This is a genomic window from Roseomonas genomospecies 6 (genome assembly GCF_008365375.1).
Taxonomy (GTDB): domain Bacteria; phylum Pseudomonadota; class Alphaproteobacteria; order Azospirillales; family Azospirillaceae; genus Azospirillum.
In genome coordinates this window covers 331,950-350,783 of the sequence record NZ_QOKW01000001.1, presented here as the reverse complement: position 1 = coordinate 350,783, position 18,834 = coordinate 331,950, and the positions used below count along the sequence as shown (strand labels likewise).

The 18,834-nt window shown below is 68.3% G+C and carries 21 protein-coding genes; 11 read left to right on the top strand and 10 right to left on the bottom strand.

What is annotated here, in order from left to right; translation table 11 throughout:
- Window positions 1-5 precede the first annotated feature (5 nt).
- The 3 genes from ade to yddG all read left to right on the top strand — a co-directional run bounded on the left by ade (window position 6) and on the right by yddG (window position 3,563).
- Entirely contained in the window at window positions 6-1,715 is a 1,710-nt protein-coding gene (ade, locus tag DS843_RS01655; protein WP_149467151.1) for an adenine deaminase, read from the top strand.
- A 154-nt stretch (window positions 1,716-1,869) separates the two neighbouring features.
- A complete protein-coding gene (locus tag DS843_RS01650; RefSeq protein WP_149467150.1) occupies window positions 1,870-2,583 on the top strand; it encodes a hypothetical protein in 714 nt (237 codons plus the stop codon).
- Window positions 2,584-2,645: 62 nt separating this feature from the next.
- Entirely contained in the window at window positions 2,646-3,563 is a 918-nt protein-coding gene (gene yddG, locus DS843_RS01645) for an aromatic amino acid exporter YddG (protein WP_149467149.1), read from the top strand.
- 67 nt (window positions 3,564-3,630) lie between these two features.
- On the opposite strand, the gene DS843_RS01640 is transcribed toward yddG, so the two are convergent.
- The 3 genes from DS843_RS01640 to gloB are packed head-to-tail and all read right to left on the bottom strand — an operon-like array spanning window position 3,631 to window position 5,497.
- A complete protein-coding gene (locus tag DS843_RS01640) occupies window positions 3,631-4,062 on the bottom strand; it encodes a cupin domain-containing protein (RefSeq protein ID WP_149467148.1) in 432 nt (143 codons plus the stop codon).
- A gap of 13 nt (window positions 4,063-4,075) precedes the next feature.
- Window positions 4,076-4,681, bottom strand: coding sequence for a glutathione S-transferase N-terminal domain-containing protein (locus tag DS843_RS01635; protein WP_149467147.1), 606 nt, complete (start codon window positions 4,679-4,681; stop codon window positions 4,076-4,078).
- A gap of 54 nt (window positions 4,682-4,735) precedes the next feature.
- A complete protein-coding gene (gloB, locus tag DS843_RS01630; RefSeq protein WP_149467146.1) occupies window positions 4,736-5,497 on the bottom strand; it encodes a hydroxyacylglutathione hydrolase in 762 nt (253 codons plus the stop codon).
- A 69-nt stretch (window positions 5,498-5,566) separates the two neighbouring features.
- Here gloB and DS843_RS01625 point away from each other — a divergent pair, with 69 nt between their 5' ends.
- On the top strand, window positions 5,567-6,349 hold the full coding sequence (locus DS843_RS01625) for a class I SAM-dependent methyltransferase (RefSeq protein ID WP_149467145.1): 783 nt from the start codon (window positions 5,567-5,569) through the stop codon (window positions 6,347-6,349).
- Between the two features lie 15 nt (window positions 6,350-6,364).
- Here the strand turns inward: DS843_RS01625 and DS843_RS01620 are convergent, their stop codons facing one another.
- The 3 genes from DS843_RS01620 to metX all read right to left on the bottom strand — a co-directional run bounded on the left by DS843_RS01620 (window position 6,365) and on the right by metX (window position 8,995).
- Window positions 6,365-6,949, bottom strand: a complete 585-nt coding sequence (locus DS843_RS01620; RefSeq protein WP_149467144.1) for a PRC-barrel domain-containing protein — start codon at window positions 6,947-6,949, stop codon at window positions 6,365-6,367.
- Window positions 6,950-7,163: 214 nt separating this feature from the next.
- Complete coding sequence (metW, locus tag DS843_RS01615; RefSeq protein WP_149467143.1) at window positions 7,164-7,814, bottom strand: methionine biosynthesis protein MetW; 651 nt, start codon at window positions 7,812-7,814, stop codon at window positions 7,164-7,166.
- Window positions 7,811-8,995, bottom strand: coding sequence for a homoserine O-acetyltransferase MetX (metX, locus tag DS843_RS01610; RefSeq protein WP_149467142.1), 1,185 nt, complete (start codon window positions 8,993-8,995; stop codon window positions 7,811-7,813). The genes metW and metX overlap by 4 nt, the downstream gene beginning before the upstream one ends.
- A 147-nt stretch (window positions 8,996-9,142) precedes the next feature.
- Between metX and DS843_RS01605 the strand changes: the two genes are divergently transcribed.
- Entirely contained in the window at window positions 9,143-10,054 is a 912-nt protein-coding gene (locus DS843_RS01605; protein ID WP_149467141.1) for a chorismate mutase, read from the top strand.
- Between the two features lie 38 nt (window positions 10,055-10,092).
- Window positions 10,093-11,187 carry a histidinol-phosphate transaminase gene (gene hisC / locus DS843_RS01600; protein WP_149467140.1) on the top strand — a complete coding sequence of 365 codons (1,095 nt, stop codon included), beginning with the start codon at window positions 10,093-10,095 and terminating at the stop codon, window positions 11,185-11,187.
- A gap of 9 nt (window positions 11,188-11,196) precedes the next feature.
- Here hisC and DS843_RS01595 read toward each other — a convergent pair whose 3' ends face one another.
- Both DS843_RS01595 and DS843_RS32010 read right to left on the bottom strand, forming a co-directional pair.
- On the bottom strand, window positions 11,197-11,511 hold the full coding sequence (locus tag DS843_RS01595; protein WP_149467139.1) for a CcdB family protein: 315 nt from the start codon (window positions 11,509-11,511) through the stop codon (window positions 11,197-11,199).
- Window positions 11,512-11,526: 15 nt separating this feature from the next.
- Window positions 11,527-11,703, bottom strand: coding sequence for a type II toxin-antitoxin system CcdA family antitoxin (locus DS843_RS32010; protein ID WP_149467138.1), 177 nt, complete (start codon window positions 11,701-11,703; stop codon window positions 11,527-11,529).
- A gap of 180 nt (window positions 11,704-11,883) precedes the next feature.
- Here DS843_RS32010 and DS843_RS01585 point away from each other — a divergent pair, with 180 nt between their 5' ends.
- Window positions 11,884-12,777, top strand: coding sequence for a prephenate/arogenate dehydrogenase family protein (locus tag DS843_RS01585; protein ID WP_149467137.1), 894 nt, complete (start codon window positions 11,884-11,886; stop codon window positions 12,775-12,777).
- A 34-nt stretch (window positions 12,778-12,811) separates the two neighbouring features.
- Here DS843_RS01585 and DS843_RS01580 read toward each other — a convergent pair whose 3' ends face one another.
- Window positions 12,812-13,198, bottom strand: a complete 387-nt coding sequence (locus tag DS843_RS01580) for a hypothetical protein (RefSeq protein WP_149467136.1) — start codon at window positions 13,196-13,198, stop codon at window positions 12,812-12,814.
- A gap of 192 nt (window positions 13,199-13,390) precedes the next feature.
- On the opposite strand from DS843_RS01580, the gene DS843_RS01575 reads away from it, so the two are divergent.
- Window positions 13,391-14,404, top strand: a complete 1,014-nt coding sequence (locus tag DS843_RS01575) for a sulfate ABC transporter substrate-binding protein (protein ID WP_149467135.1) — start codon at window positions 13,391-13,393, stop codon at window positions 14,402-14,404.
- A 45-nt stretch (window positions 14,405-14,449) separates the two neighbouring features.
- Window positions 14,450-15,046: a helix-turn-helix domain-containing protein gene (locus DS843_RS01570; RefSeq protein WP_149467134.1), complete on the top strand. Its 597-nt coding sequence runs from the start codon at window positions 14,450-14,452 to the stop codon at window positions 15,044-15,046.
- 13 nt (window positions 15,047-15,059) lie between these two features.
- On the opposite strand, the gene DS843_RS01565 is transcribed toward DS843_RS01570, so the two are convergent.
- A complete protein-coding gene (locus DS843_RS01565; protein WP_149467133.1) occupies window positions 15,060-16,019 on the bottom strand; it encodes a hydrogen peroxide-inducible genes activator in 960 nt (319 codons plus the stop codon).
- 222 nt (window positions 16,020-16,241) lie between these two features.
- Here DS843_RS01565 and ahpC point away from each other — a divergent pair, with 222 nt between their 5' ends.
- Both ahpC and ahpF read left to right on the top strand, forming a co-directional pair.
- The gene (gene ahpC / locus DS843_RS01560; protein ID WP_114857393.1) at window positions 16,242-16,805 is read left to right on the top strand and encodes an alkyl hydroperoxide reductase subunit C; all 564 of its coding nucleotides are present in this window, start codon (window positions 16,242-16,244) and stop codon (window positions 16,803-16,805) included.
- 247 nt (window positions 16,806-17,052) lie between these two features.
- Entirely contained in the window at window positions 17,053-18,633 is a 1,581-nt protein-coding gene (gene ahpF, locus DS843_RS01555) for an alkyl hydroperoxide reductase subunit F (protein ID WP_149467132.1), read from the top strand.
- The last annotated feature ends 201 nt before the right edge of the window (window positions 18,634-18,834 follow it).

The following is an 18,834-nucleotide window of genomic DNA, read 5'->3' as shown; positions in this document are numbered from 1 at the left end:
GAATCATGGCGGTCACCCGGGACGATCTGAAGAAGCGCATCGGTCAGGCCCTGGGCGAGACCAAGGCCGATCTGGTCATCAAGGACACCCGCTTCCTGAACGTCGTCACCGGCGAGATCGCCGCGGGCGACATCGCCCTGTGCGGCGACCGGATCGTCGGCACCTACGACTCCTATGAAGGCACCGAGGAGATCGACGGGCGCGGGCTGACGGTGGTTCCGGGCTTTATCGACACCCACGTCCATTGCGAATCCACCTGCGTCACGCCGCTGGAATTCGACCGCTGCGTCCTGCCGCGCGGCACCACCACGGCCATCTGCGACCCGCACGAGATCTGCAACGTGCTGGGGGAGAAGGGGCTGCGCTATTTCCTGGATTGCGCGGAAGGAACGGTGCTGGACCTGCGGGTGCAGCTCTCCTCCTGCGTTCCGGCGACGGAGCTTGAGACGTCCGGCGCGCGGCTGGAGGCGGCCGACCTGCTGCGCCACAAGGACCACCCGAAGGTGCTGGGGCTGGCGGAGTTCATGAACTTCCCCGGCGTCTTCCATAAGGTGGATGGGGTTCTGGACAAGCTGGCCGCCTTCGACGGGCGCCACATCGACGGCCACGCCCCGCTGCTCAGCGGGCGGGAACTGAACGCCTACCTCTCCTGCGGCATCCGCAACTGCCACGAGACGACCAGCGCGCCGGAGGCGATGGAGAAGCTGCGCAAGGGCATGCAGGTGCTGATCCGCGACGGGTCGGTGTCGAAGGACGTGCACGCGCTGGCCCCGGTGATCCAGCCGGAAACCTCGCCCTTCCTGGGCTTCTGCACCGACGACCGCAACCCCCTCGACATCGCCGAGGAGGGGCACATGGACCATCTGATCCGCAGCGCGATCCGGCTGGGCGCGCCGATGGCGCATGTCTACCGCGCGGCCACATGGTCGGCGGCGCGCGGCTTCGGCCTGTTCGACCGCGGGCTGGTGGCGCCCGGGCAGCGCGCCGACCTCGTGCTGCTGGACGATCTGGAGGATTGCGCGGTCAACCGGGTCATCCGCAACGGGCGGGTGGTGACCCCGGACATCTTCGCCAAACGTCCGGCGGTCAGCCCGGTCGGCCTGCGCTCCGTCAAGCTGCACCCGGTGACGGCGGAGGATTTCGCGGTGCCCGCCGCGGGCTCCGTCCAGTCGGTGATCGGCGTCCTGCCCGGCAAGATCATCACCGCCCATCTGCGGCTGGAGGTGCCGGCCAGGGATGGAAGGCTGGTGGCCGATCCCGACCGCGACATCCTGAAGATCTGCGTCTTCGCCCGTCACGGCACCAACCAGAATGTCGGACGCGGCTTCGCCAGCGGGTTTCATTTCCGGGAAGGCGCGCTGGCCTCCTCGGTCGGGCACGACAGCCACAACATCTGCGTGGTCGGCGCGTCGGACGAGGACATGGCCGTCGCCGTGAACCGCCTGATCGAGCTTCAGGGCGGATTCGTGGCGGTGCGCAACGGCGCGGTGGTGGGCGAACTGGCCCTTCCGCTGGCCGGGCTGATGAGCCTGGAGCCCTTCGAAACGGTGGAGCGCCATCTGCGCAGTCTGCGCGCCTCCGTGCGGGAGATGGGCTGCCCGCTGGCCGAGCCGTTCCTGCAACTGGCCTTCCTGCCGCTGCCGGTCATCCCGCATCTGAAGATCACCGACCGCGGTCTGGTGGACGTGGACAAGTTCGCGCTGGTGGACGCTTAGGACCGGCAGTTTCTGCCGGGCGGAAGGCGGAATTTACCGCCATGCCGGCTGGGTGAGTTCGTCAAGCCGTTGATAGCATTCGACTCCTCATTGGCCCGCCATCTGCATAGGGCTGACCGACAAACGCGAACGACGTCGGCCGGAGGGGCGTGCCATGGTTGGATTGAGCGACATCGGCAGCATGGCGCAGAGCCTTCAGTCGTCCATCGACGCGGCGATGAAGCGCGTCCAGGAACAGGCCAAGCAGGCGACCGACGCCAAGCCCGGCGGCAAGGTCCAGGAGTATGAGCAGACCGTCCGCAAATCGGCCCTGAACGCCGCGCCCTTCGCCACCAATGTCGGAACGCTGGTGAAGGACACCAGCCGCCTGAACGTGCTCAGCTCGCTGGCCCCCAACGATCCGGCGGACTTCTACAAATTCTCGGTCACGGCGCCGGGCGAGGCGACACTGGGCCGGGTCGGCGACGCGGGCGTGCGCGTCCAGCTCATGGACAAGCAGGGCAAGATCGTCGCCGACAGCAACAGCGAGGCCGGCTCCACCTACGACGCCTACAAGAAGTTCGAGGCGGGAACCCTGACGCTGGACCGTGGGGACTACACGCTGCGCGTTTCCCGCGACAAGGGCGTGGCGGCCAAGGAGGAGAAGAACTACGGCCTCCAGCTCCGCATGGGCGACTACAGCAAGGATTACGACACGGTCGCCAAGCAGCCGGTCAAGGGGGAGAACCCGCTTCAGACCACGCCGCAGCTTCAGCGGCTGACCGCCCTGCTGACCGGGGGAGGTTCCTCCGGGTCCGGTGCGCTGGGCATCCTGACGGGGGGCAGTGGCTACAGCGGGCGCGGGTCTTTGCTGAACGGGCTTTTCTGAGGCGCGGCGCCTCCGCCACCATGACGATTGCCCGCGCCCTGCCGGTGCGCTAAGGGTGCGGCATGACGACCGACTCCTTTCCGAATCCGGGCTCTTCGGCCTCCGTTCGCCGCGCCACCGCCATTGGTGGTCTGGCGATCCTGATGTGGTCCACGCTGGCGCTGCTGACGGCGCTGTCGGGGACCATTCCGCCGTTCCAGCTCGTGGCGATGTCCTTCGGGGTCGCCTTCGTCGTCGGGACGGCGGCGGGCGCGGCGCGGGGCAAGGACGTGATCGGCGTGCTGCGCCAGCCCTGGCCGGTCTGGCTGCTCGGGGTGGCGGGGCTGTTCGGTTATCACTTCTTCTACTTCCTGGCCTTCCGCCTCGCCCCCGGCGCGGCGGTGGAGGTCAATCTGCTGAACTATCTCTGGCCGCTGCTGATCGTGCTGTTCTCGGCCCTGCTGCCGGGCGAACGGCTGAAGCGCGGCCATGTGCTGGGCGCGCTGTGCGGACTGGCCGGGACGGTGCTGATCGTGACGGGCGGGGCGCGCGGCCTGTCGCTCGACGCCGGGGACACGCCGGGTTACCTGTCGGCCATGGCCGCGGCGGTGCTCTGGGCATCCTATTCGGTGCTGTCGCGCCGCTTCGGCGACGTGCCGACGGAGGCGGTCGGCGGCTTCTGCCTCGCCACGGCGGTGCTGGCCGGGCTGTCGCACCTGCTGTTCGAGACGACGGTGGCGCCGTCGGGCGGGGAATGGTTGGCGGTGCTCGCCATGGGGATCGGGCCGGTCGGGGCGGCCTTCTTCGTCTGGGACCACGGGGTGAAGCGCGGCGACATCCGGGCGCTGGGCGTGCTGTCCTACGCCACGCCGCTGACCTCCACGCTGCTGCTGATCCTGTTCGGGCAGGCGGCGGGGGGCTGGTCCGTGTGGGCGGCCTGCGCGCTCATCATGGGCGGCGCGGTGCTGGCCAGCCGCGACGTTCTGCGCGGCGACCGGTAGGGCGGTGGCGGGCGAGGGGGAGGGTTGGGTGGGGGCCCGACGCAACCACTCCCGACGCAACCACTTCTCACCCCGGCTCCCACCCCTCCGGCGCCATCTCGAATCCGGCAAATTCGAAAGCGGGAGAGACGGTGCAGCCCACCAGCACCCAGCCGTCCAGGGGCCGCGCCGCCTGCCACGCGTGCGCAGGGACGACTCCCTGTGGGCGCTGACCGCCGGGAAGATCCATGCCCAGAATCACCCGCTCCACCGAGCGACCATCCGTGGAGACGGACAGCTCCAGCGGGCCGCCCGCGTGCCAGTGCCACATCTCGACCGCGTCCACACGGTGCCAGTGCGAACGCTCGCCCGCGCGCAGCAGGAAGTGGATGCCGGTCTTCACCCCGCGCCCGCCGCCCGGCGGAACGTCCCGATAGGTCTCCACATAGTGGCCGCCTTCGGGGTGGGTCTGCATGCCCAGCATCGCGATGATGCGGTCGGGCGTCAGTGACTCGGCCATCGCGCCGTCCCCCTCACGCCGGAGGCGGCGCGGTGCGGCGGAAGCTGTCGAGGTCGGAGGCCGAGGCGAACCACGCCGCAAGCTCCGGACGGCCCACCCGCCAATCCTCGTGCCCGTAACGGAAGTCCAGATACCCCAGCGCCACCAGGATGGACAGCGTGCCGATGGTCAGCGTGTCGTCCAGGCCCGGAGCCTCCGCCTCCAGCACGTCGAGCGCGCGGGCGACGGCGCGGCGCTGCCGCTCCGCCCAGGAATCGGACCGCTCGCCGTCGGGCCGCTGCAATTCCAGGCGTCGCAGGATCGCAGCGTCGCAGATGCCGTCGGCCAGGGCCTGCTGGCGCAGCGCCGTCCAGCGCGCCGGGCCGGAGACCGGGAACAGGCGCGGGCCGTCGTGCAGCGTGTCCAGATACTCGGCGATCACCGGGCTGTCGTAGAGCGCCGTGCCATCGTCCAGGACCAGGGCCGGCACCTTGCCCAGGGGATTGTCCTGCGGCAGGTCGGTGTCCGGCGCCCAGGCGTTGGTCTGCTGCCTCTCGACCGCCGAATCCAGCCCGCATTCGATGACCACCATCGCGACCTTGCGGACATAGGGCGAGGTCGGGCTCCAGCGCAGCTTCATGAAAAACTCTCCTCCCGTTCGGTGGGCGTCAGGGTAATCCGGCGGCACCCATTCTTAAAAGCGATCCTTGCGGCCGCGGATCTCGGCGAAGACCGCGACCGGGTCGGCGCCGGCCATGCCAAGGGCGGCCTGAACCTCCGGCAAGTCGGCACGCAGGAAGGGATTGGTGGCCTTCTCGACGCCGATGGTGGTGGGGATGGTCGGCTCCCCCCGCTCGCGCAGGGCGGCGATCTCCGCCGCGCGGGACTTCAGGGCGGCGTTGTCCGGTTCCACCGTCACGGCGAAGCGGGCGTTGGACAGGGTGTATTCGTGGCCGCAATAGACGCGCGTGTCGTCCGGCAGGCCGCGCAGCGTCACCAGCGACGCCCACATCTGGGCCGGCGTGCCCTCGAACAGCCGCCCGCAGCCGAGAGCGAACAGCGTGTCGCCGCAGAACAGGGCCTTGGCCTCCGGAAACCAGAAGGCGATGTGGCCGGAGGTGTGGCCGGGGACGAAAAGCACATGCGCGGTGAGCGATCCGAACGAAATGGTCTCGCCATCGCCCAGACACGTCTCCATATCGGGTATGCGGGCCACGTCGGCGCGTGCGCCGATCACGTCGGCGCCGGTGCGCGCCTTCAGCGCGTGGTTGCCGCCGATGTGGTCGTTGTGATGGTGGGTGTTGAAGATGTGCGTCAGCGTCCAGTCGCGCCGATCCAGCTCCGCAAGCACCGGCTGCGCGTCGCCGGGGTCCACGACCCCCACGGCGCCGCTGGCCGGATCGCGAAGCAGGTAGATGTAGTTGTCGGCGAAAGCCGGAACCAGGTGGATCTCCATGGCCTGGGGGTCCCTCTCAGGTGAATGGCCCAAGTGAATGGCGGTTGAACCGAATCGTGATAGCCTCGGATGACCATGTACACCGATATCGTCGATCTCCGTGAATTCTACGAGTCCGGACTGGGGCAGGCGGCGCGGCGGATGATCCGCCGGCGAATCCGCACCATCTGGCCCGACCTGCGCGGTCAGATCGTGCTGGGAGTCGGCTACACGACGCCGTACCTCCAGCCCTTCCGCGACGAGGCGGAGCGGGTGTTCTCCATCATGCCGGCGACCCAGGGCGTGACCTTCTGGCCGCCGGGCGGGCCAGGGCTGGTTGCGCTGGGCGACGAGGCGGACCTGCCGCTGGCCGACATGTCGGTGGACCGCGTGCTGCTCGTCCACGGGCTGGAGGGAACGGAGCAGCTCCGCCCGATGATGCGGGAGATCTGGCGCGTCCTGGCGGGCGGCGGGCGGGTGCTGGCGGTCGTGCCGAACCGCCGCGGCCTGTGGGCGCGGGCCGACTGGACTCCCTTCGGGCACGGCTTCCCCTATTCGGCCTCTCAACTGAAGCAGGTTCTGCGCGACACCATGTTCGTGCCGGAGCGCACCGGCCACGCCCTGTTCCTGCCGCCGCTGCGCTCCCGCTTCCTGATGAAGACCGCCCCGGCCTGGGAAGAGGTGGGCGGGCGCTGGTTCAAGGCCTTCGCCGGGGTCACCATGATCGAGGCGTCCAAGCAGATCTTCGCCGGGGTGTCGCGCAAGACCCAGCAGCCTGCCAAGCGCCGCCTGATCGTCCCGCTTCCCGGCGGCGCTGCCCCGGCGCGCCGCCCGGCGGGGTCCGGCGCGTGGCGGGTGTCGGAGGAGCCGTGAGGCGCCTGAACCGCCCTACTGCGGCTGGCCCGTCACCGTCTTCACGCTCTCGTGGTAGGTGAATTCCGGCGCCCGCGAGAGTTCGGAGGCCGGGATGTCCAGAGTCGGAGGCGTGGAACCGCCGGCATCCGGTGAAGCGCCCGCGATGTCGGTGCGCAGCATGCTGACCGGAAGGGACCGCAGCGTTCCGCCCGCCCCGTCACCCTCCGCCGGGGCCAGCACGATCCGCTCCACCGAGGCGGCGCTGCCGTCCAGGGTGAAATCCTTGATGGAGCCGCCGGGCTGGCCGTCGCGGGTCCGCACCTCCTTGCCGATCAGGCTGCGCGCCTCCTCCGGGGTCAGCAGATGGGGAATCGCGGCGACGGAGGGGGCGGCGCGCTGCATCTCGTCGGACGGGGCGGCGCCGCCGAAGCCGCTGGGCACGGCGGCGGGCGGGGTGGTGGGCGTGTCGTCCGGGCGCGGCGCCGTCATCAGCGGGGGGCGGGCGGCGTCCCCGGAAGAGTTCGGCGCCGCCTGCGGAGCCGTCTGCGCCGATGCGGCGGCGGACAGCAGCAGGGCGGCGGCCGATGCGGCCAGGACGGACGAGGGGACGAGGCGCATGGTGCGAAGCTCCCGCTGAACGGTTGTTGAACGGACTTCGCCTATCAACAGCGCCAGCGGGGCAGGGGTTGCATGCCGGGATCGGGCAGGGCCGGCGGTCATGCCAACGGCACCTGAAGGCACCGTTGGCATGACCCTCTCGATCAATGCTAAAGCATTGATCTGCCGGGTTTCACGGCTGGAAAATAATGGAAGTGATCATTTTCCAGCCGTATCAGTCCCGGCGCAGCAGGAAGACGCCCTGCTCGCCCAGCAGGTTGGCGAGGCCGGAATGGGCGTGGCCGGTCACCCGGCCGGCGCGGTTCACGATCATGCAGCGCTCGATGCGGATGCCCATCTCCTCCGCCAGGACGACGAAGTCCTTGATCGTGCAGAGGTGGATGTTCGGGGTTTCCCACCACTGGTAGCCCAGCGTCTCCGTCACCGGCATGCGCCCGGTCATCAGAAGCTGCAGGCGGATTCGCCAGTAGCCGAAATTCGGCACCGACACGATGGCCCGGCGCCCGATGCGGGTCATGGTCTCCAGAACCGTCCGCGGCTCCCGCATGGCCTGGAGGGTCTGGCTGAGGATCACGTAATCGAAGGCGCCCGGCGGATAGTCCTTCAGGTCGGCTTCCGCGTCGCCCTGGATGACCGACAGGCCCTGCGCCACGCATTGGTGCACGCCGTCCATCGACAGCTCGATCCCGCGCCCGTCCACCCCCTTCCGGCGGGACAGGAATCCCAGCAGGGCGCCATCGCCGCAGCCGACGTCCAGCACGCGGCTTCCCGGTTCCACCATCTCCGCGATCAGCTTCAGGTCGGTGCGGATGCCGTTGGCGGAGGCGGTGCGGGCGGAGGGCGGGGTGTCGTCGGGGGGGCTCATGGTCCGGATGTCCGTGTCAGGCCGCGGTGCTCCGCGCAGCCTTCCAGGAAGCCGCGGATCACCTGATGGAATTCCGGCTCGTCCAGAAGGAAGGAGTCGTGGCCCTTGTCGGTCCGGATCTCCACGAAGCTGACGTTGGCGGCCACCGCGTTCAGCGCGTGGACGATGGCCCGCGATTCGGAGGTGGGGAACAGCCAGTCGCTGGAGAAGCTGGCCAGGCAGAAGCGCACCGGCGTGCCCTTGCCGTCCTTGCGGAAGGCGTTGGACAGCGTGCCGCCCCCGTAATCGGCGGCGAGGTCGAAATAGTCCATCGCCCGCGTGATGTAGAGGTACGAGTTGGCGTCGAACCGCTCCACGAAGGTGATGCCCTGGTGGCGCAGGTAGCTTTCCACCTGGAAATCGGCGTCGAAGCCGTAGGTGACGGTTTCCCGGTTCTGCAGGTTGCGCCCGAACTTGCGGTGCAGCGCCGGCTCCGACAGGTAGGTGATGTGCGCGGCCATGCGCGCCACCGCCAAACCGCGGTGCGGGCGCGTGCCCTCCAGCAGGTAGTTGCCGCCGGCCCAGTCCGGGTCGGCCATGATCGCCTGCCGCCCGACCTCGTGGAAGGCGATGTTCTGCGCCGAATGGCGGGCCGCCGTGGCAATGGGAACCGCGGTGAAGACGGATTCGGGATAGGCCACCGCCCATTGCAGCACCTGCATGCCGCCCATGGAGCCGCCGATCACGCAGAAGAGCTGCTCGATCCCCAGATGCCCCACCAGCAGTTTCTGCGCACGCACCATGTCGCCGATGGTGATGACGGGGAAGCCGAGGCCGTAGGGCTTGCCGGTCGCCGGGTCGGTCTCCTTCGGGCCGGTGGAGCCCATGCAGCCGCCGATCACGTTGGAGCAGATGACGAAGTAACGGTCGGTGTCCACCGGCTTGCCCGGCCCGACCAGCATCTCCCACCAGCCGGACTTGCCGGTCACCGGGTGGCGGTCCAGCACGTAATGGTCGCCGGTCAGGGCGTGGCAGATCAGGATGGCGTTCGACCGGTCGGCGTTCAGCCTGCCGTAGGTCTGGTAGGCGACCTGAAAGGGACCCAGCTCCGCACCGCTGTCCAGCCGCATGGGCCGGTCCGCCCCGAGCGTGACGCGGTGACCGGGCGGCGTCGCGGTTTCGGCGGGATACGGCGCGGACATGGCGGGTCGCGGGGCCTCCGGGAAAACGGGAGCGTATAGCTACGGAGCGGCGGTTGGGAGTGTCAACGTTTTCTTTGATTTTGTGGAGCTTGCGGACTACTACTAACCGGCTTTGGATTCGCTCTGGATTTGACGGTTTCCCGCCCCATGCCTCCGCCCAAGTCCCCGCTCGACGATCTGCGCCGCGAGATCGATCACATCGACGATACGATCCACGACCTGCTGATGCGGCGCGCGGCGGTGGTGGAGCGCGTCGGCGTCGTCAAAGGCCAGATGGAAGCCGCGGAGGGGGAGGTCAGCGGGAATCCCCAGTCTCCGATCTATCTGCGCCCGGCGCGCGAGGCCGTGATCCTGCGCCGCCTGATGGCGCGCCACGCCGGTTCCTTCCCGGCCATCGCCGTCGTCCGCATGTGGCGGGAGATGATCACCGCCTTCACCCGGCTCCAGGGTCCCTTCGCGGTCGCCGTCTACGCGCCGGAGGACCGCCGCGGATTCTGGGACGTGGCGCGCGACCATTTCGGCAGCGTCGTCCCGATGACCGCCGTCAACTCCCCCGCCGCCGCCATCCGCGCGGTGTCGGAGGGCACGGCGACCGTCGGCGTCGTTCCCTATCCGGCGGAGGACGACGCGGACCCCTGGTGGCGCTTCCTGGTGTCGTCCGACGCGCGCACGCCGCGCGTGGTCGCCCGCCTGCCCTTCGCCGGGCGCGGCAACGCCCGCGGCGAGGACCGCGACGCGCTGGCCATCGCTCTCGTGCCGCACGAGCCGACCGGCGACGACCGCACCCTCCTGGGGATCGAATTGGGGCACGACCTCAGCCGCGGACGGCTGAAGGACCATCTGGAGACGAGCGGCCTCGCCCCGACCTATTTCTGCACTTGGCACGCGCGCGATCCGGGCGGCCCGTCCATCCATCTGGTCGAGGTCGCCGACTTCGTCGATCACACCGACCCGCGCCTGTCCGCCTTCGCCGCCCGGCTGGGCGAGATTCCGGTGCGGATCAACATCGTGGGCGGCTACGCCGTCCCGCTCCATCTTTCCGCCTCATCTTTCCAATGACGCCCGCCCAATAACGCCCGCAAGGCCTGAGACCTGACATGACCCAGCCGAACGACGGCCCGGCGCCCCGCCCGGGGATTCTCGACATCGCCCCCTATGTAGGCGGTGAGCATGCGGGGCACATCCGCCTCGCCTCCAACGAAGGCGCGCTCGGCCCCAGCCCGCGCGCGATGGAGGCCTACAAGGCCGCCGCGGGCGAACTGCACCGCTATCCGGACGGCGGCTCCGCCAAGCTGCGCAAGGCCATCGCGGAGCGTTTCGGCCTGGACGCCGAGCGCGTGGTCTGCGGCGCCGGCTCCGACGAGCTGATCGCCCTACTGATCCGCGCCTATGCGGGGCCGGGGGACGAGGTGCTGTATTCGCAGCACGGCTTCCTGATGTACCCGATCGGCGCTAAGTCGGTCGGCGCCACGCCGGTCCAGGCGCCGGAGACGAACCTGACCACCGACGTGGATTCGCTGCTGGCCCACGTCACGCCGCGCACCCGTCTAGTCTTCGTCGCCAACCCGAACAACCCGACCGGCACCTACATCACCGCCGACGAGATGGCCCGCCTGCACGCCGGCCTTCCGCCCAACGTCATTCTGGTCATCGACGCGGCCTACGCCGAGTACATGAACCACAACGACTATTCGGCGGGGCAGGAACTGGTGGACCGCTTCCCCAACGTGGTGATGACCCGCACCTTCTCGAAGATCTTCGCGCTGGGCTCGGTCCGGCTGGGCTGGGCCTACTGCCCGGCGGGGATCGCCGACGTGCTGAACCGCGTGCGCGGCCCCTTCAACGTCTCCTCCGCGGCGCAGGTCGCCGGGGTGGCGGCGCTGGAGGACACGGAGTTCCTGGAGCGCTCGCGCAGCCACAACACCGAATGGCGGGAGTGGTTCGTCGAGCAGGTCCAGGGGCTGGGCCTGAAGACGCACCCCAGCGTGACGAACTTCGTGCTGGTGGACTTCGCCGGCCAGACCCCCGGCAAGGACGACGCCGAGGCCGCGCGCCTGTTCCTGAAGGGCCGCGGCATCCTGGTCCGCCAGATGCCGTCCTACGGCCTGCCGAGCTGCCTGCGCGTCACCATCGGCACGGAAGCCGAAATGCGCGAGGTGGTGCGGGCGCTGAAGGACTTCCTCGCGGCGTGATGCACGCGGCTAAACGCTGGTCAGCAGAAAGTCCAGCGCGGCGATGATGTCGTGACGATGCTCGGCGAGGTTGGCGACGACCTCGCCGAGATCGCGTTTGGACACACCGGCGATGGCGTTGGGCATCATCACGACCTCGACGCCGTCAACGGTGAAGGAAGGGTTGAGGCGGCGGATGGGAGGGCCAAGCGTGTCCTTGCGCCGCAATGGAACGACGGCGACCGGTTCCAGGTCTGCGAGCAAATCGCATTGAACGATCAGGACATAAGGCGTGCTCGCGCGGCTGCGCGGTGACGGGTTCCGCCTGATGTCGAACTGAGCCATGCGGTGAAGCGGTTCTTAAAAAGAGCGAAGGTCGTCCCCGAAGGCACCTTCGTCCTCGACCAGCCTGTTCTGATGGGCAATGGCCTTGGCGTTTTCCGCCAGCCATGCCGCATCGTCCGGACGGCGTCCGTGGATCGCGGTTTCCTTGCCGGCTGGGGCCGGGACGGGCTTTCTGGGAGGCAAAGCGCTCATCGGACGGTCCGCACCGAAGGTTGAGGGATGCCGGACGATCGTAGGGCGTGTCCCGGTTGCTGACAAGCATACGATGGTTTCAACGCGGCCCCACGGGCAAAGTTTCACTTGGTCGGCAAGCGGCTTGGTGCTTTATAGCGGGGCGTTCTGCAACCCTTCCGCAGCCGGTGCCTTGATATCATGAGCGAGACCGCCACTCCCCTGTTCGACCGTGTCGCCATCGTCGGCATCGGTCTGATCGGCTCCTCCCTGGCGCGGGCGCTCACGCATTATGGGGTGGCCCGGCAGGTCGTCTGCGCGGACCGCAGCCCCGAGCATTGCGCCAAGGCGATGGAACTGGGCATCGTGGAGCGGGCCACCACCGATCTGGCGGAAGCGCTCGAAGGGGCGGAACTGGTCGTCCTGGCAACCCCGGTCGGCGCCTTCGCCGAGGTGGGGGAGGCGCTCGGCCCGCTGCTGCGCCCCGGTATGATCGTGTCGGACGTCGGGTCGGTGAAGCAGGCGGTGCTGCGCGACGTCGGCCCGCACATTCCCGACGGCGTGCATCTGATCCCCGGCCATCCGGTCGCGGGCACCGAGCATTCTGGGCCGGAGGCCGGCTTCGCCACCCTGTTCCAGGGGCGCTGGTGCATCGTCACCCCGCCCCCCGGCGCCAACGAGGGCGCGGTGGAGAAGGTGGTGGAACTGTGGCGCCGAATCGGCTCGACGGTCGAGTTGATGGACGCCAACCACCATGACCGCGTGCTGGCCATCACCTCGCACCTGCCGCACCTGATCGCCTACACCATCGTCGGCACGGCGTCCGACCTGGAGGACGACACCAAGTCGGAGGTCATCAAGTTCTCCGCCGGCGGTTTCCGCGATTTCACCCGCATCGCCGCCAGCGATCCGGTGATGTGGCGCGACGTCTTCCTGAACAACCGCGAAGCGGTTCTGGAAATCCTCCAGCGCTTCACCGAGGATCTGACCGCGCTCCAGCGGGCCATCCGCTGGGGCGAGGGGCAGCAGTTGCAGGACCATTTCGCCAAGACCCGCGCCATCCGCCGCGGCATCATCGACGCCAAGCAGGCCTGAGACTCCAAACAGAACTGACCGGGATCAGAGGCTTTTACCGGACCCGACGCAACGTCATCAGACCGCCGGTCAGCGGGTCCTTCAGCCGTGCCGTGTCGGCGTCGATCAGTTCGATGGCAAGTGTCGGCCCGAAGCTTTCCGGAAGGACGGTGACGGTGTTGCCTGACACGGAATAACTCACCGGCTGTTCGAAACCCAGGCCGCGCATGCGCATGCTGGACCGGCGGAACTCGTAGGTTCCCAAGGCCATGCCCACACCCCCGACTCCGGCATCGGCGGTGCCCAGACCGATGGGCGCGATCAGCGTCCAGCGCCCGATCAAGGGGTTCCCAGGGTCGTAGGTTTCGCATCCCGCGAGAGCCAGAAGCGCCAAGGCGGTGGTCAGAAGCGGATGAGGTCGTTGGAAAAGCTTTGTCCGCATGGACCAACAACAGCGTGAACCGCGGTTCGGTCCGCATTCCTCTATTTCACATAACAAAATTGATAAATTTTAGCTTCAGTTTTATGAATCACACAACTCATTTCAAAAGGCGACTTGTTCAATAGGGATAGTTGATGTTCAATGCCCCTCACGGCCCACCGCCGCCAAACGCAAGCCTTGGGGAATCCGTTCATGCCGTTGCGCTTCAGCCAGTGCCTTGTCGCCGTGGGCGCGATTCTGGCCGCTTTGGCAACGGCCAGCGCGGCGGTCCGAGACACGGTTCTGAACGTCTCCTACGACCCGACGCGGGAACTGTACGAGGAGTTCAACCCGGCCTTCGCCCGCGCCTGGGCCGAGGTGGCTGGGGAGACGGTGGTCATCCGGCAATCGCACGGCGGGTCGGGGGCACAGGCGCGTTCGGTCATGGATGGGCTGGACGCCGACGTGGTCACCCTCGCGCTGCCCTATGACGTGGACGCCATCGCCGACGCCGGGCTGATCGGGAAGGACTGGCGCACGCGGCTGCCGGACAACAGCTCTCCCTACACCTCCACCGTCGTGTTCCTGGTCCGCAAGGGCAACCCGAAGCGGATCGGGGATTGGGAGGATCTGGTGAAGCCGGGGGTGGTGGTGGTGACCCCGAACCCGAAGACCTCGGGCGGCGCGCGCTGGAACTATCTCGCCGCCTGGGCCTACGGCCTGAAGGCGAACGGCGGCGACGAGGCCAAGGCGAAGGCGTTCGTCGGCGACCTGTTCCGGAACGTCCCGGTGATGGACGACGGCGCCCGCGCGGCTGTGGAGACCTTCACGCGCAAGGGCGTCGGCGACGTTCTTCTGGCTTGGGAAAGCGAAGCCTTCCGGGCGCTTCGGGACCCCGGCGGCGACCGGTTCGAGATCGTCGTGCCGTCCCTGTCCATCCTCACCGAACCGCCGGTCGCCGTGGTGGACAGCGTGGTGGACCGCAAGGGCACCCGCAAGGTGGCGGAGGCCTATGTGCAATATCTCTACACCCGCGAAGGGCAGGAAATCGCCGCCCGGAACTTCTACCGGCCCCGCCATCCCGAGCTGGCGCGGCAGTATGCCGGGCGCTTCTCCCCGGTGGCGCTGGTGACGGTGGACGAGACGTTCGGCGGCTGGCGCAAGGCGCAGGCGGCCCATTTCGCGGACGGCGCCCTGTTCGACCAGATTCGGCGGACGGCGCGCTGACCCCCGGGTGTCGGCAAGGATTCATGAACGGGAGGGCCAAGGACCATGAGCACGACATCGACCCCACGGACGACGGACGGCGAAGCCAACCCGTTGAACGGCGTGATCGCCGGGAACATCCGCAATTTCCGGCTCCGCCAGGGCCTGTCCATCGACGCGCTCGCCAAGCTGTCGGGCAACAGCCGCGCGGATTTGGCGGCCATCGAGGCGGGGCAGGGGCAATCCAGCATCGACATCCTGTGGACCATCGCCCGCGCGCTGGACGTGCCCTTCTCCAGCCTGCTCAGCAGCGGCGGCAGCGGCGGGACCACGGTGATCCGGCGGGATGATAGCCAGCCGCTCGCGTCGCGCGACGGGCGCTTCACCTCGCGGGCGCTGTTTCCCTTCCGCGGGGAACGGCAGGTGGAGTTCTACGAACTGCGCCTCGCCCCCGGCACCGACGAGCGGGCGGACGCCCACACCATCGGCACCGTGGAGAACATCCTGGTCGGGCGCGGCGCGGTGGAGATCGAAACCGGCGACGGCACCCACCGGCTGGAGGAGGGCGACACGATCCAGTTCGACGCCGACGCCCCCCACGCCTACCGCAACGTGGGCGAAGGCGAGGCGGTGCTGTATCTGGTCATGACCTACGTGTTCTAATTCCAAATCCGCGTCAGGCCGCGTCCCGCACGCCGGCGTCGTCCCCGTTGGCCGGCGCCTGCGGGCCGTTGTCGCGAGCCATCTCCGCCTTCAGGGCGGCGGCGAGCTGCCGGAAGGTCTCCTTGCGTCCGGAGGTGCGGCGCCAGACCAGACCGATTCGGCGGTAGGGCCGTTCCCCGCCCAGGGGGCGGACCACAACATCCAGACCGCGAAGAATCCCCGAGTCGAGTGCCATCTGCGGCAGCAGGGTCACCCCAAGCCCATTGGCGACCATCTGGACGAGCGTGTGCAGGCTCGTCCCTTGGAACGTGGCGCTTTGCCGCGCCCCCTCCATGGAGCAGGCGGCCAGCGCGTGGTCGCGCAGGCAATGCCCGTCCTCCAGCAGAAGCAGGTCCTCCAGCGTCACGTCGGACGGGCGGGGGGCCGTGACCCGGCTCAGCCGGTGGTCGGGGGTGCAGACCACCGAAAACCGGTCTTCGGCGAGGTCGATGGACTCGACGTCGCCGGAGGGGTAGGGCAGCGCCAGGATGGCCGCGTCCAGTTCCCCCGAGTCCAGCCGGTCGAGCAGCCGGGCGGTCTGGTCCTCCCGCAGGAACAGCTTCAGCTTGGGGAAGGATTCCCGCAAGGCCGGCATCACGCGGGGGATCAGGAACGGCCCGATGGTCGGGATCACGCCCAGATGGAGCGGCCCTGACATCGGGTCCTCCACGGACCGGGCCATGTCCACCAACTCCTCCGCCCCCTTCAGAACCGTGCGGGCGCGGTCGGCGATCTCCCGTCCCAGCGGGGTCGGCAGAACGGTCCGCCGCGTGCGCTCCAGCAGCGGGGCGCCCAGCAGGTTTTCCAGTTCCTGGATGCCGGCGCTGAGGGTGGATTGGCTGACGAGGCACGCCTCCGCCGCCTTGCCGAAGTGGCAGCGGTCGACGACGGCGACGAGGTAGTGGAGTTGGCGCAGGGTGGGCAGGGGCTTCATGCACCGCACAATAATCGGTTTTATCGATCAAAGCGATTGGTATTTTTCGCTTCCATCGCTGATCCATTGCCCCTACCTTCCCTGGTGTCAAGCGACCAACGAGGGGGGAGCAGACTTCCGGCAGGGATGCCGCGGCACGGGTAGCCCCAACGGGACCCGGCGCCATGCGGGCAGGACACCGGAAAGACGCTTGCTCCAATCATTCAGACTGATGGAGAAATCATGTCCTTGATCAACACCGAGATTAAGCCGTTCAAGGCGACCGCTTTCAAGGGCGGCAAGTTCATCGACGTCAGCGACGCCGACCTGAAGGGCAAGTGGTCGGTGGTGTTCTTCTACCCGGCGGACTTCACCTTCGTGTGCCCGACCGAGCTGGAAGACCTGGCCGATAACTACAGCGAGTTCCAGAAGCTCGGCGTTGAGATCTACAGCGTTTCGACCGACACCCACTTCTGCCACAAGGCCTGGCACGACACCTCGCCGGCCATCGGCAAGATCGCCTACACCATGGTCGGCGACCCGACCGGCACGATCTGCCGCAACTTCGAGATCCTGATCGAGGAGAAGGGCCTCGCCGACCGCGGCACCTTCGTCGTCGACCCGGACGGCAAGATCCAGATCGTCGAGATCACCGCCGGCGGCATCGGCCGCGACGCCCGCGAGCTGCTCCGCAAGGTGAAGGCCGCCCAGTACGTCGCTTCGCACCCGGGCGAGGTCTGCCCGGCCAAGTGGGAAGAGGGTGAGAAGACCCTGGCCCCGTCGCTCGACCTCGTCGGCAAGATCTAAGCCTCTCCGGCAAGATCATCTGGGAACCGCCGGCCGCAACCGCGGCCGGACGGTTCGGCCGCGGTCACGCTGGCCGCGGCGCCACGGCTTCGGGCCCGGATCGATTCCGGGCCCGGATCACGAGTGGCCTTCATCCGTTCACCAAACTCTGCCGTTCACCAAACTCTGCTCAACGAAATTCTGCTGCCCGGACCCGCCCTGGCGCCACCGGGCTCGCTTCGAAAAACCACTTTCGGGAGCCCTCGCCGTGTTGGATAGCAACGTCAAAGGCCAGCTCAAGGCCTATTTCGACAAGATCACGCAGCCCATCGAACTGGCCGCCTCCCTGGACGACGGCGCGAAGTCGCAAGAGATGCTGGCTCTGCTGCAGGACATCGCGTCCCTGTCGGACAAGATCACCCTCGTCCGCACCGACGACGACGCGCGCAAGCCCTCCTTCGCGATCACGCGCACCGGCACCGACATCGGCGTCCGCTTCGCCGGTCTGCCGATGGGCCACGAATTCAATTCCCTCATCCTCGCCCTGCTGCAGGTCGGCGGCCACCCCTCCAAGGAATCGGCGGAGGTCATCGAGCAGGTGAAGGCGCTGGAGGGTGAGTACCGGTTCGAGACCTATTTCTCGCTGTCCTGCCAGAACTGCCCCGACGTGGTGCAGGCCCTGAACCTGATGAGCGTTCTGAACCCGCGGATCAAGCATGTCGCCATCGACGGCGCGCTGTTCCAGCAGGAGGTCGAATCGCGCAAGATCATGGCCGTGCCGTCCATCTTCCTGAACGGCGAGCCGTTCGGCCAGGGCCGCATGGGGCTGGAGCAGATCCTCGCCAAGATCGACACCGGCGCCGCCGCGCGCGATGCGGAGAAGATCAAGGCCAAGGACGCCTTCGACGTGCTGGTGATCGGCGGCGGCCCGGCTGGCGCCGCAGCGGCGATCTACGCGGCGCGCAAGGGCATCCGCACGGGCGTCGCGGCGGAGCGGTTCGGCGGTCAGGTGCTGGACACCATGGCCATCGAGAACTTCATCTCCGTCTCCCACACCGAGGGGCCGAAGCTGGCAGCGGCGCTGGAGCATCACGTCAAGGAGTATGAGGTCGACGTGATGAACCTCCAGCGGGCGGAGAAGCTGATCCCCGCCGAAGGGCCGGGCGGCCTGATCGAGGTCCAACTTGCAAACGGCGCCTCGCTGAAGTCGAAGACGGTGATCCTGTCCACCGGCGCCCGCTGGCGCCAGATGGGCGTCCCCGGCGAGGAGGAGTACCGGAACAAGGGCGTGGCCTATTGCCCCCACTGCGACGGCCCGCTGTTCAAGGGCAAGCGCGTGGCGGTGATCGGCGGCGGCAACTCCGGCGTGGAAGCGGCCATCGACCTCGCCGGCATCGTCGCCGAGGTGACCCTGATCGAGTTCGACAGCCAGCTCCGCGCCGACGAGGTGCTCCAGCGCAAGCTGCGCAGCCTGCCCAACGTGCGCATCATCACCTCCGGCCTGACGACCGAGGTGCATGGCGACGGCACGAAGGTGACCGGTCTCAGCTACAAGAACCGCAACACCGGCGAGGTGCACCGCATCGACCTGGAAGGCATCTTCGTGCAGATCGGCCTCGTCCCCAACACTGAATGGCTGAAGGGTTCGGTGGCGCTGAGCCCGCGTGGCGAGATCGAGGTGGACGCCCGCGGCCAGACCTCCGTCCCCGGCGTGTTCGCGGCGGGCGACGCGACGACGGTGCCCTACAAGCAGATCATCATCGCCATGGGCGAGGGGTCGAAAGCCGCCCTGTCGGCCTTCGATTACCTGATCCGCATGGCGCCGGTGGAGGCCGTGGCCGCGGCGTAAGGCGCCAGGTCGTCGCGTAGGGCCCCCACCCAAACCCTCCCCCGCTTTCGCAGGGGAGGGCTTTTTCTCTTTCCCCTGCGAAGCGGGGGGAGGTCGGGAGGGGGCGTGCCCGACCACTTCTCAAAGCAGACCCGACAGCACCTTGTAGCGTGATCGGGAAATCGCGCACACGCACGCCGGTCGCGTGATGGCGGCGCGCGG

Excerpts from the sequence above, each read along its gene's own strand:
- ade (WP_149467151.1), top strand. The coding sequence starts at position 6 with ATGGCGGTCACCCGGGACGATCTGAAGAAGCGCATCGGTCAGGCCCTG.
- DS843_RS01650 (WP_149467150.1), top strand. The coding sequence starts at position 1,870 with ATGGTTGGATTGAGCGACATCGGCAGCATGGCGCAGAGCCTTCAGTCG.
- yddG (WP_149467149.1), top strand. The coding sequence starts at position 2,646 with ATGACGACCGACTCCTTTCCGAATCCGGGCTCTTCGGCCTCCGTTCGC.
- DS843_RS01640 (WP_149467148.1), bottom strand. The coding sequence starts at position 4,062 with ATGGCCGAGTCACTGACGCCCGACCGCATCATCGCGATGCTGGGCATG.
- DS843_RS01635 (WP_149467147.1), bottom strand. The coding sequence starts at position 4,681 with ATGAAGCTGCGCTGGAGCCCGACCTCGCCCTATGTCCGCAAGGTCGCG.
- gloB (WP_149467146.1), bottom strand. The coding sequence starts at position 5,497 with ATGGAGATCCACCTGGTTCCGGCTTTCGCCGACAACTACATCTACCTG.
- DS843_RS01625 (WP_149467145.1), top strand. The coding sequence starts at position 5,567 with ATGACCATGTACACCGATATCGTCGATCTCCGTGAATTCTACGAGTCC.
- DS843_RS01620 (WP_149467144.1), bottom strand. The coding sequence starts at position 6,949 with ATGCGCCTCGTCCCCTCGTCCGTCCTGGCCGCATCGGCCGCCGCCCTG.
- metW (WP_149467143.1), bottom strand. The coding sequence starts at position 7,814 with ATGAGCCCCCCCGACGACACCCCGCCCTCCGCCCGCACCGCCTCCGCC.
- metX (WP_149467142.1), bottom strand. The coding sequence starts at position 8,995 with ATGTCCGCGCCGTATCCCGCCGAAACCGCGACGCCGCCCGGTCACCGC.
- DS843_RS01605 (WP_149467141.1), top strand. The coding sequence starts at position 9,143 with ATGCCTCCGCCCAAGTCCCCGCTCGACGATCTGCGCCGCGAGATCGAT.
- hisC (WP_149467140.1), top strand. The coding sequence starts at position 10,093 with ATGACCCAGCCGAACGACGGCCCGGCGCCCCGCCCGGGGATTCTCGAC.
- DS843_RS01595 (WP_149467139.1), bottom strand. The coding sequence starts at position 11,511 with ATGGCTCAGTTCGACATCAGGCGGAACCCGTCACCGCGCAGCCGCGCG.
- DS843_RS32010 (WP_149467138.1), bottom strand. The coding sequence starts at position 11,703 with ATGAGCGCTTTGCCTCCCAGAAAGCCCGTCCCGGCCCCAGCCGGCAAG.
- DS843_RS01585 (WP_149467137.1), top strand. The coding sequence starts at position 11,884 with ATGAGCGAGACCGCCACTCCCCTGTTCGACCGTGTCGCCATCGTCGGC.
- DS843_RS01580 (WP_149467136.1), bottom strand. The coding sequence starts at position 13,198 with ATGCGGACAAAGCTTTTCCAACGACCTCATCCGCTTCTGACCACCGCC.
- DS843_RS01575 (WP_149467135.1), top strand. The coding sequence starts at position 13,391 with ATGCCGTTGCGCTTCAGCCAGTGCCTTGTCGCCGTGGGCGCGATTCTG.
- DS843_RS01570 (WP_149467134.1), top strand. The coding sequence starts at position 14,450 with ATGAGCACGACATCGACCCCACGGACGACGGACGGCGAAGCCAACCCG.
- DS843_RS01565 (WP_149467133.1), bottom strand. The coding sequence starts at position 16,019 with ATGAAGCCCCTGCCCACCCTGCGCCAACTCCACTACCTCGTCGCCGTC.
- ahpC (WP_114857393.1), top strand. The coding sequence starts at position 16,242 with ATGTCCTTGATCAACACCGAGATTAAGCCGTTCAAGGCGACCGCTTTC.